We start from the raw sequence: 13,676 nt of genomic DNA, 5'->3' as shown, positions 1-13,676 counted from the left end.
AGTGTAGAAAATCACGCATAAAGAAGTTTTTTGACAAACGTACCCGACCTAATTCTTCCAATGATTTGACAGTTTGTGGTCTTTTCATCATTGTTAATTTAATTTGATGCGACGAATACCCGCAAATATACCTTCAGTGATGGAATGGGAGGGATGACTGCGGCGAACTACGCTGAAGCAGTTATCAACTACTTCCAAAATCTACTTTGCAATCAACTCTGAAAAAATATTGTTGAACAGGAGGAGCAAAGCGATCGCCTAGTAGATTACAGTTATCAAATGTATTCTTTCGAGAATCATTGAGAAAGTATAAAATAAAACTGTTTTTGGCGGTATATTATTTGTAACAGTAATTAACCCTTAGTTAGCAAGATAGCTCTGTGTTATTGGAGTATTTTAATGAGCTTGATTAACCTGGATCTGGTCTTCAACGCAATTACTAGCATCGCCAACCCTTTGATTAAAGAAAAAATTCTGCGTTCAGAGACTGTAATTAAGTTACTCCAGCAATTTCACCTCGATCCAGAGCATCCACCTGCTGATTTTAGTGGTGTTTATGCTTACGCCTTAGTAGAATATGGCGTAGGCAAACCTAAGCCATTGCTCGAACTATTCCGACAACAAGCAATTAAACAAGCTTTTCGCACAGCATTAGACCACAATAATCCCTCAATTCTCCTTTCTGAGGTTGATGCTTTTCTAGATACCTATACCTTGGGTGATGACATCAGTAGTTTGGAACTTGATGTCAGGCGAGAAGTGGCTGAATTTGCAACTGTATTTATCGAAGTTGCTAAACGCACTCGCACACCCTCTGATGTTTTACTAAATCAGAAAATTGGTTCTTTACATAAAAGGATTGCTTGCATCCAAGAGCAAATGGAAAGATTGCCGACGCTGGAGGGAATTCGTACAGAAATAGCAAGGTTGGCAGTAGAGAATTATCCCGCACTACCAGGAACTGCGACTGAAAATCAATGTAGAGCGATCGCACTAGCCCAGCAGATGCGAGGATGGTTTGAAACCTTGGGCTATGACTTTGAAAAATATGAAATCTGGGCAGAGGAATATTTTGAATGGATAATTCACATCCCAGTACGTCGCAGTTATGACCGTATTCTTATACGTGGCGTTGCAGGAGAGGTGGGACTGAGTGATGTAATGGCGTTGCGTTCCTCAGTTGAAGAACAAAAAACTGATGAAGGATGGCTGGTGACTACCCGTCGGATTTCCCGCGCAGCAAGGGATGAAGTCAAGAAGGAAGAAAATCATCGCCTTGACTGCTTTACATTTGACGAACTGATTGACTTAGATGCTGACTTTAATAGTTATCTCGACTGGTTAGAAGTAGAAATAAAACGTCGAAAAATTGATACCAAGTATGTACCGCTTGCTTGTACTAAAGAAGAAATTGAGCCAATTACTAAGCGGCGAATTGGGGTGAGTCGATATGAGGAAGAGGACGGCTGGATTGATGGTTACATCGATTTGTGGCTGGATGACCCTGCCAAAGAGCATATTTCAATTTTGGGAGAATTTGGTACAGGTAAAACTTGGTTTGTCTTTCACTATGCTTGGACAGCATTGGAACGTTACCGCGATGCTCAAAAACGTGGCGTTGAACGTCCCCGTCTACCTTTGGTAATTACCTTGCGTGACTTTGCCAAAGCACTAAATGTTGAGAATGTTTTGGCAGGTTTCTTTTTTACCCAACACAATATCCGCATCAACAGCGAAGTCTTTGACCAACTCAACCGCATGGGTAAGTTGCTGCTCATTTTCGATGGCTTTGACGAAATGGCAGCAAAAGTTGACCGCCAACAGATGATTAACAACTTTTGGGAACTGGCGAAGGTGGTAGTTCCCAGTGCTAAAGTCATCCTCACCTGTCGTACTGAGCATTTTCCAGAGGCGAAGGAAGGACGTGCTTTACTAAATGCAGAACTACAAGCATCAACTAAAAAATTAACTGGCGAAACACCTCAATTTGAAGTCTTGGAACTGGAGAAATTTAACGACGAACAAATTCGGCAGTTATTGTCATACCAAGCTGAACCAGCAACAGTTGAACAAGTAATAGGCAATCCGCAATTATTAGATTTAGCCCGTCGCCCGGTGATGACTGAATTAATTTTAGAAGCATTGCCAGATATTGAGGCGGGTAAACCTGTGGATATGTCACGGGTTTACTTGTATGCAGTACGGCGCAAGATGGAACGGGACATCAAAGCGGAGCGTACTTTTACTTCCCTTGCGGATAAGCTGTATTTTCTGTGCGAGTTGTCTTGGGAAATGCTGTCTAACAACCAAATGAGCCTGAATTATCGGCTGTTCCCAGAATGTATTCGCTACTTATTTGGTTCTGTTGTTCAAGAACAGAAGGATTTAGACCACTGGCATTATGACATGATGGCGCAGACGATGCTTGTCCGCAATGCTGATGGCGACTATACTCCAGCGCATAGATCGCTGTTAGAGTTTTTCGTGGCGTATAAATTTGCAGCAGAGTTGGGGGCGTTGGCTAGCGATTTTACGGAATTAGCCCAAGCACAGTCAGGTTTGGATAGCAGTACAGCGCCTGTTGATTATACTTGGTCTGGTTATTTTTCGCGTCAATTGGATAATACTGGGTGTATGGCGATGCCTGCGGCAACCCCTTTGGGGAACGCACCGCTCAGGCAATTTAGAAGTGAGCCTTTGAATAAGTTGAGAGAGACTTTTGGTAAAGTGCCTTTGACAAAAGCAGTGATGGATTTGCTTTTGCCGATGTTAGGTGATAACGAGTTTCTTATTAAAGTTATTGAGGCGACACGGGGCAAAAGTGAGCATGAAGCGGGTTATGTTGGCGGGAATGCAGCGACGTTAGCAGTGAAAGTTGATCAGGCTGCGTTGGAAGGGAGAGATTTTAGTGACACAGTAATAAAGGGTGCTGATTTTAGTAATGCTCGCTTACAGTATGTTAATTTTAACGGAACGAATTTAGTTGATTCAACTTTTACTCAACTTTTTAGCAGAGTTCATTGTGTTGCATTTAGTCCTGACGGTAAATGTTTAGTGGCAAGTGACTCAATAGGTCAAATTTACCTATGGAAAATAGGAGAAGAAAAACAAATTTTTGCATTTCAAGCGGATACTCTTTGGATATGGTCAATCGCTTTTAGTCCAGATGGTAATATTTTTGCCACTGCTGGGGGAAGTAAAACTATAAAATTATGGGATTTAAAAACAGGTCAACTTCTAAAAACTTTAACAGGACATACCAATTCTATACGAACATTATCTTTCAGTTTAGACGGGCAAATTATTGCTAGTGCAGGCGAAGATGAAACTATACGTCTGTGGGATATTAATTCAGATGAGCATTTAAAAATCAATCTTCAAGATACTAATAGAGTCAATTCAATTGCTTTTAGCCCTGATGGAAAAATAATTGCGACCAGTAATTATAATGCCCAAAAGATATGTTTTTGGGATGTTAAAACAGGAGAATGTATAAACATCTTTAAAGGAGATACTGGTCAGATAAAATCTATTTCTTGGAAATCTGATGGTACGAGTATTGTGAGTGGAAGCGCTGATGGAACTATATGTATCTGGGATATAAACACAGGTAATTGTCTTAAGACTTTATATGGGCATAGCGATGCAATTGAGTCAGTTGCTTTCAGCCACGATAATCAAATTATTGCTAGTGCTGGTGATGATAAGACAATTAAGTTATGGGATGTTAATAAAGGTATATGCCAAAAAGTTTTAGAAGGACATAATCAATCAATTTTATCAATTGTATTCAGTCCTGATAGTAAAATTTTGGCAAGTGGGAGCGAAGATCAAACTGTTAGATTGTGGGATGTTATAGAAGGTAAATGTCTCAAAATTTTACAGGGATACAGAAATAATCGGATATGGTCAACTATTATTAGTCCTGATGGTCAACTTATTGCCAGTGCTGGTGAAGAAAATATTATTAGGTTATGGTCTACAGCCGAAGGTAAGTGCTTAAAAACTCTATACGGACACTTGAAATGGTGTTGGTCATTAAGTTTCAGTCCAAATGGAAAAATACTTGCTAGTGGTAGTGATGATAAAACAATCAGGCTTTGGAATGTTACTACGGGCGAATGTTTTCATATTTTACAGGGACATTCTGGTAGAGTTCGATCTATCAAATTTAGCCCTGATGGGAAAATATTTGCTAGTGCAAGTTCTGATGGAAGCATCAAAATTTGGGATATAAAATTAGGTCAATGTATAAATACTTTGACAGGACATCTGAACCACGTAGAATCAATAAGTTTTAGTTCTAATGGAAAAACTCTTGTCAGCTGTGGTTATGACTGTTTAATTCGACTATGGGATTTAAATACTAGTAAATGTATAAAAATTTTTAGTGGGCATACGGATCATGTCTATTCTGTTGCACTTAGTCCCAATGGCAATATGATTGCTAGTGTTAGTCGTGATCAAACAATAAAATGTTGGAACATAAACACAGGAGAATGTATTGAAAGTTGGCAAGCACACCTTTATGGTGGAGTTTCGTCAGTAATTTTTAAAGACAATTTGAGTGTAGTAAGTTGCAGCACAGACAAAACTATAAAACTTTGGGACATAACAATAGGTGAATGTTTGAAAACTTTACATGGACACCTAGATGCAGTATGGTCAATTGCTATTGCTCTTGATAGTAGAATTCTTGTTAGTGGTAGCCAAGATGAAACAATCAAAATTTGGGATGTTGAAACTGGCGAGTGTTTAAAAACCCTGAGAAGCGATCGCCCTTATGAACACATGAACATCACAGGCATTAAGGGTTTAACTTCAGCCGAAATGGCCACCCTCAAAGCATTAGGTGCAGTGGAAGAAGGCGAATAGATTAGAGAAGATATGTAAGGATGCTTAGGTGATCGATCACACTGCCAATTCTGATACGTATGTATAGATTGGAACTAGCCCATCGCAGTAGCAAATCTATTCCCAGCTTTCTCCCTCTTCACCATACTGCGCTGGCGGTTCACCATGAGATTCAAGAATTTTGGGCTTTTTTATTTTGGCATTAGCTGGCTCAATTTTCTCTATATATAAATCAAATTCCCATTCTTGCAGTAAATCAAAGATAAATTGTAAATGACTGCCTACCTCTAAGGATAAATCGCCTAAACGAAAATCGCAGGTATCAGGGGGAATTTCGACAACAGGATGATTAAATTCCAAAGTTCTTCCTAAACGGTCTTTGTGAATAAATCTGTAGAGGTGTTCTGGATCAAAATCAAATGCTTGCACAATCGCGGCAGCAACTTCATCTAAATTGAAATAACTAGGAATAGCAATCCGTCGCCAAGCATCCTGTAAATTAGCTTTAAATATATAAACCCCATCAGTAAAACCGCCTTCAGCAATCACTAAAGTTTGTGACCATTCCGGGAAATAGGGTTTGAGATAAGGTTTTAAATTGTCAAAAGCTATACGAAAATCTAACCGAAAAGTGGCGTAATCTTCTACTTGGATATTTGAGCGACTTTCTGTTAATACAGCCATGAGAGCATTACCCCAAGACTTGGGGTTTACATGAGTAAAACGCCAGCCTTTAGCGGCTTGTGGTTTTCCTGATGTCAGTTCAATTAATCCAAATAAATGTAAGAGAGCAAGATTGTGGAAACCAGGATAATAAACTAATTTATCTTGTTCTGAGTAATTATTAATTTTTAATCCTGATGATGGGAGATTGTTCCAAAATAATAAACAGCGATATGCTTGGTCAAACATATCTCTTTGGTCGCCTAAGAGTTCGCTTTCTCCCCAAACTAACCAAGATTCTAGCAGGGTAAAATATTGTTCTGTGTGGTTTAATCCTTGCCAGATTTGCAGAATTTTTTGGTCTAAAACTAACTTGCTCTTTTTACCTTTGGTAATAACTTGAGATAGTCCAGAAGTGCGGAGGAGAAAATAAAGACCGTGAATATAAGGATAGGATTTTTGTACAGGACGTTTGAGGTTAATATCTATGGGAGAACTCAATTTTGAGTTAAGTTGTTGGAGATATTTAAGGGACAATTGGTGATAAGTACTACTAACTTCAACGCCGTTGGGTTGGAGAAATTCTAAAATAGTTTGAAAATCCCGCAGAATTGTTCCTGGAATATTTTGACTAATGGTTTGCTGTTGAAGTAGTTCTTTTTTATCTTCCGTCAGTAGTAGCTTATCTCGGATTTGATCTGGAATGAGGGAAAATAGGTTATTCATCTGAGTTGAAAGGAGGAATTTGTATGGCGGTTAATCTCACAACTTGGCCATTTTGCCAAATGCTAATAAATTCTACTAAACGGCGGTGTCTTTCAATAGCTTTTTTCATAGCGAGTTTAACACCTGTGTCGATTTGGCGAGATAATTTCTCAGGAATTGGCTTATTCATCCGAATCTCAACAGATGCTGTTAATCAGTGATGGTGCTATTTCTCCCACAGGAAGCGATGCCTGCGGCGGGCTACGCCTACGCATTCATAGGCTATGGAAAAATCAAAACTTGGAAGATGCCTCAAGTGCTGTCTTAAAGCACTTGGGAGAGTTGGGGCGACCGTATTTGACAGCGATAGAGAAGAAGCTGTTGAGTGTGATTGAAAAAGAATACGGCATCATAGATGAGATACCACTTAATTTTCAATCAACCAAGGATTAGGAGAAAACAGTAATGCAGAGTATAAAGTTATGTTCTCATGTTGGGGCTGATGGCATTTTGCACCTTGAGATTCCCGTTGGCATCACAGACAAAGAAATAGAAGTCATGGTGATTTATCAACAAATAGAACCATCAATACCTATAAAAACACCAGAAGAATTGGGATGGCCACCCGGCTTTTTTGAACAAACAGCTGGATCATTAGCAGATGACCCAATTCAAAGATATCCCCAAGGTGAGTATGACACTAGGGAGTCATTAGAGTGAGATTTTTGTTAGATACCAATGCTTGTATTGTTTACCTGAATCGTCCTATGTCTGCTGTGAGGCAGAGGTTAGAATCGCTATCCCCAGCAGATATTGTTGTTTGTTCGGTAGTAAAAGCCGAACTATTCTATGGTGCAATGCGAAGTAATAATCCTACACGGACTTTAACATTACAAGAAGCATTCTTAAATAATTTTGTATCTTTGCCTTTTGATGATCGGGCAGCTCGAATTTTTGGCACAATTCGGGCAGAGTTAGGGACGCTTGGTACACCAATTGGGCCTTATGATTTGCAAATTGCGGCAATTGCTCTAGTGAATAACTTAACATTAGTTACGCACAACACAAGAGAATTTAGTCGCGTTAGTGGACTGGTGATTGAGGATTGGGAGTAAGTAAGAGCAATGAAAACGAATGCTGCTCGACTACTGGATAAACTAGGTATTCCCTACCAAATCCTCAGCTATGAAGTAGATCCTGATGATTTGGCAGCTGAGAGTACAGCGCACAAAGTTGGTCTTCCGCCAGAGCAAGTTTTTAAGACTTTAGTGGTCAGAGGTGACACAACAGGTATCTGCTTTGCTGTTATACCTGGAAATGCTCAATTAGATTTAAAAGCTTTGGCTCGAATTTCAGGAAACCGTAAGGTTGAGACAGTTGCCCTGAAGGAAGTTCAGCCACTAACAGGATACATCCGTGGGGGTGTAACGGCTTTAGCTAGCAAAAAAGACTATCCAGTTTACCTTGATGAAACAGCAATCCTATTTGAGCAGATTACTGTTTCTGGTGGGATGCGAGGAATGCTGCTTCTGCTATCCCCAGATGATTATTTACGTGCAGTTAAGGGTACTTTGGGAGCAATTGTACATTAAACCAGTTCTCACCAAGCATACTTAAGTACAAGTTGCGTTTATTACATAGAGAGATTAAAGCTACAGTAAATAAATAACAGTATATTAGCGGGTTACAATCCAGTATTAGCCTAACTACGATATAGCAAATCACACATTATTTGCTACTCAAGTAGTGGGTTTTGAGCTAATGACTATCAAAAAGCCTTTGGTAATTGACAACCAAAACTGGGACAGATCATCCATGAACTTCGCACCGTAACGGGCTTAACCCAAGAACAGTTTGCAACACATTTGGGTGTTACTTATTCCACAGTTAATCGTTGGGAAAATAAACGCTCTAAGTTATCGCCGATGGCTATGCAGAGGATTGAAAAACTTCTACAAGAGATGGGTGAACAAGGGCAGAAACTGTTAGCGAAGTATCAGTCAAATTAGTTCTGAGGAAAAAGTAGATTACCTCACTTCTTGAGAGCAGTACTTAATCAAATTTGATATAGCGATTGCATTCTTTTAAAGCGCGATCGCAGTTTTACCGTGCTGTTTTGAACTTAGTAAGGAAAAAATGACTTTCACCAAAGAGCAGTTACAGGCTGTAATGACTGGTACAGATTTAAATCATCGTGTAGAAGTACTGCGGCAGCTGTTAGAATATCCGGTGAAAGAGCATGATCCTCAAGGTTCTCGTTTTTGGTACTTGCGCCCTGGTGTCGATGAGTTAGAAGCTGAGGAAACTTGCCCAATTGCTGTTGGCTTCTATGAGGAACTATCAGGAGTTACAGATCAGGAAATTAAAAGATTTTTGACCTCTAAAGAACAGCAACAAGAAATTTACGGGCATTACACAAACCGAGTTGCTGAACAGCAACCTGTAATGTATTTACTTCTACCTACTAAAGAAGCTACAGGTCGAGTGCCGTTAGTGCTGCCAAGTGAAGGCGGATTACGTCAACGGCAAATCCAGACTTTTGATTGGAATGAACCGCAACTAATAGCACGGTTAAACCGTTTAAAACAAGGGGAACTGCCAATTGCTGCTAAGGGGCTAAGTTCAGTTCCCTTAGTGGAGTGGGTTTTCTATGAACCTATAAAAACGGCGAAGGAATTAGCGCAGTTATTGGCTGAAGCTGCTCGTCGAATTGAGCAGGTAATTCCCCAAGTCTATGAGAAAGAAAAAGCTGATGGGTATTTACATAACCTATTGAAGAGTTTTCAACGGGAGCTACTGCCTACACTGCAATTGACTTCAGAGAATGAGAAGGATTACAGTTTTGCAGATATCTACGCCCAAACCATTGCTTATGCACTGTTTACAGCAAAGGTTTTCAGTCATGTAAAGGATAAGCGGGAGGGACGCGAGAAGGAAACGCATTTTGACCGTGAATCTGCTTGGCAACAATTACCAGAAACTAACCCATTTCTCCGCAAGCTGTTTAAAGATGTGTCAGAGCGTGAGCCTGAAGAGTTGGGGGATGAGTTGATAGGTGCGATCGCAGATATTTTTGGCATCCTCCGCGCCGCCAAGATGGATGCGATTCTCTCGGATTTTCAATTGAAGATGAACCGGGAAGATATTGTTATTCGGTTCTATGAGGATTTTTTGACAGCCTACAAACCACAGATGCGAGAGCGTCGAGGTGTTTATTATACGCCGGAACCTGTGGTGTCTTACATTGTACGTTCTGTAGACCATATTTTAAAAACAGACTTTAAACTAACTGATGGTTTAGCTGACGCGACAAAGGTAAAGGTTGAAAAACCTAACAATAAGGGGACAACAGAAACGCATAAAGTCCTGATAACAGACGTTGCAACTGGTACGGGTACTTTTCTTTATGGCGTGATTAACCATATTCATCAGTCGCTAAAACTCAATCCAGATGAATGGTCAAATTATGTTTCTCAAAACCTGTTACCACGACTACTAGGTTTTGAGTTACTAATGGCTCCCTATGCAGTTGCACACATGAAATTAGGTTTGCAACTAGCAGAATTGGGTTACAAATTCGATACCTTAGAACGGTTACGAGTTTACCTCACCAATACATTACAAGAAGCATTTCAAATACCACCTGCTGACGACTTTGATAATTGGATTCGAGATGAGGCAGATGCAGCTAATAAAATTAAGCAAGAAGCACCAGTAATGGTTGTAATGGGTAATCCGCCTTATTCTGGTCATTCTGCTAATAATGGTATTTGGATTAGTAGTCTTCTCAAGGGTAAAGATACAACCACTGAAAAAGTAACTAGCAATTATTTTGAAGTGGATGGTAAACCACTTGGGGAGAGAAATTCTAAATGGTTAAATGATGATTATGTAAAGTTTATTCGTTTTGCTCAATGGCGAATTGAACAAACAGGTTATGGAATTTTAGCATTTATTACTAACCACGGTTTTCTTGATAACCCCACATTTCGCGGGATGCGTCAAAGTCTAATGGCAACATTTGACGATATTTATGTTTTAGACTTGCATGGGAACAGTAAAAAGAAAGAACAATCACCAGATGGTTCAAAAGATGAAAATGTATTTGATATTCAGCAAGGTGTAGCAATTAGCATTTTTGTGAAAAAGCAAGATGGTAATAAGGAGGCTGCTAATGTTTACCATGCAGACCTGTATGGTTTACGAGAAAGTAAATATCAATGGTTGAAAAAAAATGATATAACAGCAACCCAATGGAAAAAATTGAAGCCTCAGTCGCCTTTTTATTTGTTTATCCCACAAAATACTGATTTGCTAGGTGAATATGATCAATGTTGGAAGAACACAGATATTTTCCCTGTAAACAGTGTTGGAATTGTCACTGGACAAGATGAAAAAACGATAGCTTTTACTCAAAACCAAGCTGAAATTTTAGCTGATGCTCACAAACTATTAAAAGATACTGTGGTTCGTATTCTATACCGCCCATTTGACCAACGTTTTATCGTTTATAACTCTCAAGTAGTGACACGTCCGCGTAGCAAAGTTATGCGGCACATGATTTTAGGAGATAATCTGGGCTTAATTTTTATGCGCCAAGTAGCAATGGAAGAAGAATATAGCCACTTTATGATTACTAATCATATTGTTGATAATAGAGCTTTTTACAGTAACAAGGGGATAATGCAACAAGCTCCATTATATATCTATCCCGAAACTAACAATTTTCAATCATCAATCCTACGAGAACAACGCCGCCCCAATATTTCACCCGAATTCCTCAAAGACATCACCTCAAAACTTGGCTGCACCCCCACCCCAGAAGCCATCTTCTACTACATCTACGCCATCTTCCATTCCCCCACCTACCGCACCCGCTACGCCGAATTCCTCAAAATCGACTTTCCCCGCGTACCCCTCACCAGCAAGAACGAACTCTTTCACCAGCTAGCAGATTATGGTGAAGAATTAGTATCACTCCACCTAATGAAATCACCCAAATTCGACAAATTCATAACTAAATTTGTTGAAAATGACGGCAATAATCTAGTTGATGCAGGACACCCAAAATATACCAATGGTGCTGTCATCATCAACAAAATAGGAGATAAATTTACAGGCGTACCAGAATCAGTGTGGAACTTTTATGTAGGAGGTTATCAAGTCTGCCAAAAATGGCTCAAAGACCGTAAAGGAAGCACTCTCACCCTTGACGATATTCAACACTACCAACGTATTGTTGTAGCCCTCAAAGAAACCATTGAATTAATGGCAAAGATTGACGCAGCGATTCCAGAGTGGCCTATTCAGTGAGTTATTAACCATGCTTGAGAACTTTATCCAAGACCTAATTCGCAAACAACGCCCTTACTACCTACTCCAAGGTAATCCCATCAAAGGCATTGACAATCAATACTGGCTCGTCTTTAAGCACCGCGATGCTGACAAGCTGTTAAAAACAGTTGTGAAGTTCTTAGGTATTGGTAGTAAACAAGCGACTTACAAAATACTACGAATTGATCCAAAAAGCGCTAGGGTGTTTGAGTACATTCCTATCAAAGATGGAAATGTACCTAGTACCTCTCTGCTACGAATTAGTAATTTAAATGTTATTGAAAAATTCCTTCATAAAGAAAATGTAACCAAAGAAAAAGCTTTAATTGCAGGTAGCTTTTTAGAAGTTAAAGGTCGTCTTCGTAGATTCAATTTGCCTGATCAGCTAGATAAGTACAATGTCTTTATCGGCTCTGCCTTAGAACGCACCCAAATTTATCGTCGTTCTACAGCTTACTTTGATAGTGGTGTACTGAAACTATATGAAGAACCTCTTGCTTCAATTGTGCAAACTGAGGGTCAAATTCGCCTATTGATGGACTGGCAAGGATTCACCAAGCAAGCGGATGTCCAAGAACTGGAGAAATTACAAGACCCTAACTACCGCACCCAATTTGCTCATTGTACCCTGGCTGAATTCCTTAAGGGTTTAGAAGATAGCGCCTTTAGTGATACAGAAATTTTGGCTGAGTTAGTTCGCCTGAATTTTTTGCAAATTAAACTTGTCAAAATGGAGTCAGGACGGGGTATCTATCACAAAAAAACTGGCATCTTGAGCGACCAGTTAGAAAACTACATTCTGCATGAAGGCTCAGATAATTTCACCCGTGCAGCACATTCTAAAAATGCTGAGAGTGTAACCTTTCTCTACTCTTGGGATTCTCGTTTAGATGCAGAAGCCATATTTGAAAGTATTGGTCAATTTGATGCTGAGTGGCAGCGAGATGACATTACCTTTGACTTAACCCAAGAGTTTTTACAGCAGGTACTAGCCGAACGCGATCGCCGTGCCCAGTTAAAAGAACCAGTTATTGAATCTATCAATCCTGATGAATTTGCCCCTGGAGAAACCACCCAAGTTGAAATCACAGGTCATAATTTAGACAAAATAGAGAGCATTCAGGTTGTAAATGATGAATTAGTTAAAATCACCATTGACAGCCAAGATTCAGAACGGATTATTGGTCAAGTTGAGGTAGACCCAGAACATCCGCCGACAAAGTTAACCGAATTCAAAGTTACAACCACCGAAGGCACTTATCACAACTTACCCGAAAATCCCCCAGCCGTCAGCCAATCCCTAGAAATACCAGATTTCAGTGAAATTGAAGGGTTTAAACAAGCTGTAGATATAATTTTGGCAGGAAATCACGGCACACCTAACGATTTTCTCTACTGGTTGGCACAGCAGCGCCCCCGTCAGTTCCGGGTTGAACGTAGTGATTTATTAGATGAACTGTTAAATCAAGGTATCTTGTTTGAGCATCAAAAATCTGGAGCGCAACATTGCCTAAGAGTCATGGAGGATTTTGGTGTTGCCGTCTGCGCTGATGCTGTAGGATTGGGGAAAACTCGACTAGCGGCTACTGTCTCGTGGTTGTATCGTCAGCAGAAGGGTCAAGCTAAAATTGCGATCATTGCTGCCAAAAAACTTCATCCCAACTGGGAACGAGAAATGGCTGAACTTGGGTTTAAATCAGGTGATTATGAACTCTACAATAAAAACCTGATGAGCCGTAAAGGTAGTAATTTTCTTGCAGACTTCAATCGCTACGGTGGCCCTGACCTAGTTATCATCGATGAAGCCCACGAAGGCATTCGCAATTATAAAAACCGCATTCATAAAACCTGTGCATCAATTCAAGAAAGCGATCGCAAGTCTGCTCGGCAACGTTACTTTCTACTGTTGACCGCTACACCTTGGAACAATCGCCGGGAAGATATTTATAACATTCTCTCGCCCTTTATCAGTCGTCCTCAAGGATTCAATGATTTAAAGTTCCCCGCAGAAGTGGCTCAATGGTTTCAAAATCGGGAAATTGGGGTAGAAAATTTTACAGATAATACTGAACTATTTCGCCGTACCTACCGCGAACTGTTTCTTCAGCGCACCCGCCAAA

At 40.0% G+C, this 13,676-nt stretch carries 10 protein-coding genes; 8 read left to right on the top strand and 2 right to left on the bottom strand.

The features are described from left to right. Nucleotides 1–399 precede the first annotated feature (399 nt). Entirely contained in the window at nucleotides 400–4,875 is a 4,476-nt protein-coding gene (locus ACWATR_RS37075; protein WP_460344433.1) for a WD40 domain-containing protein, read from the top strand. Nucleotides 4,876–4,971: 96 nt separating this feature from the next. Here the strand turns inward: ACWATR_RS37075 and ACWATR_RS37070 are convergent, their stop codons facing one another. Both ACWATR_RS37070 and ACWATR_RS37065 read right to left on the bottom strand, forming a co-directional pair. Beyond that, nucleotides 4,972–6,243, bottom strand: a complete 1,272-nt coding sequence (locus tag ACWATR_RS37070; protein ID WP_460344430.1) for an IS1096 element passenger TnpR family protein — start codon at nucleotides 6,241–6,243, stop codon at nucleotides 4,972–4,974. Beyond that, nucleotides 6,236–6,412, bottom strand: a complete 177-nt coding sequence (locus ACWATR_RS37065) for a hypothetical protein (RefSeq protein WP_460344427.1) — start codon at nucleotides 6,410–6,412, stop codon at nucleotides 6,236–6,238. Before ACWATR_RS37065 ends, ACWATR_RS37070 begins: the two co-directional genes overlap by 8 nt. 14 nt (nucleotides 6,413–6,426) lie before the next feature. Here ACWATR_RS37065 and ACWATR_RS37060 point away from each other — a divergent pair, with 14 nt between their 5' ends. The 7 genes from ACWATR_RS37060 to ACWATR_RS37030 form a co-directional block, all read left to right on the top strand. Next, nucleotides 6,427–6,675, top strand: a complete 249-nt coding sequence (locus tag ACWATR_RS37060) for a hypothetical protein (RefSeq protein WP_460344424.1) — start codon at nucleotides 6,427–6,429, stop codon at nucleotides 6,673–6,675. Nucleotides 6,676–6,687: 12 nt separating this feature from the next. Further along, nucleotides 6,688–6,942, top strand: coding sequence for a hypothetical protein (locus ACWATR_RS37055; protein WP_460344421.1), 255 nt, complete (start codon nucleotides 6,688–6,690; stop codon nucleotides 6,940–6,942). Continuing rightward, nucleotides 6,939–7,337: a type II toxin-antitoxin system tRNA(fMet)-specific endonuclease VapC gene (vapC, locus tag ACWATR_RS37050; RefSeq protein ID WP_460344418.1), complete on the top strand. Its 399-nt coding sequence runs from the start codon at nucleotides 6,939–6,941 to the stop codon at nucleotides 7,335–7,337. Before ACWATR_RS37055 ends, vapC begins: the two co-directional genes overlap by 4 nt. 9 nt (nucleotides 7,338–7,346) lie before the next feature. Next, a complete protein-coding gene (gene ybaK / locus ACWATR_RS37045) occupies nucleotides 7,347–7,814 on the top strand; it encodes a Cys-tRNA(Pro) deacylase (protein ID WP_460344415.1) in 468 nt (155 codons plus the stop codon). A gap of 207 nt (nucleotides 7,815–8,021) precedes the next feature. Next, nucleotides 8,022–8,231 (top strand): helix-turn-helix domain-containing protein, encoded by a 210-nt coding sequence (locus ACWATR_RS37040; RefSeq protein ID WP_460344436.1) that lies wholly within the window; start codon nucleotides 8,022–8,024, stop codon nucleotides 8,229–8,231. 127 nt (nucleotides 8,232–8,358) lie between these two features. After that, nucleotides 8,359–11,535: a type ISP restriction/modification enzyme gene (locus ACWATR_RS37035; RefSeq protein WP_460344412.1), complete on the top strand. Its 3,177-nt coding sequence runs from the start codon at nucleotides 8,359–8,361 to the stop codon at nucleotides 11,533–11,535. Nucleotides 11,536–11,545: 10 nt separating this feature from the next. Further along, on the top strand, nucleotides 11,546–13,676 hold a 2,131-nt coding region (locus ACWATR_RS37030; protein ID WP_460344409.1), incomplete at its 3' end, for a DEAD/DEAH box helicase family protein.

This window comes from Nostoc sp. UIC 10890 (assembly GCF_054786515.1).
This window is presented reverse-complemented; position numbering and strand designations above follow the sequence as displayed.

Excerpts from the sequence above, each read along its gene's own strand:
- ACWATR_RS37065 (WP_460344427.1), bottom strand. The coding sequence starts at position 6,412 with ATGAATAAGCCAATTCCTGAGAAATTATCTCGCCAAATCGACACAGGT.
- ACWATR_RS37055 (WP_460344421.1), top strand. The coding sequence starts at position 6,688 with ATGCAGAGTATAAAGTTATGTTCTCATGTTGGGGCTGATGGCATTTTG.
- ACWATR_RS37060 (WP_460344424.1), top strand. The coding sequence starts at position 6,427 with ATGCTGTTAATCAGTGATGGTGCTATTTCTCCCACAGGAAGCGATGCC.
- ACWATR_RS37035 (WP_460344412.1), top strand. The coding sequence starts at position 8,359 with ATGACTTTCACCAAAGAGCAGTTACAGGCTGTAATGACTGGTACAGAT.
- ybaK (WP_460344415.1), top strand. The coding sequence starts at position 7,347 with ATGAAAACGAATGCTGCTCGACTACTGGATAAACTAGGTATTCCCTAC.
- ACWATR_RS37075 (WP_460344433.1), top strand. The coding sequence starts at position 400 with ATGAGCTTGATTAACCTGGATCTGGTCTTCAACGCAATTACTAGCATC.
- ACWATR_RS37070 (WP_460344430.1), bottom strand. The coding sequence starts at position 6,243 with ATGAATAACCTATTTTCCCTCATTCCAGATCAAATCCGAGATAAGCTA.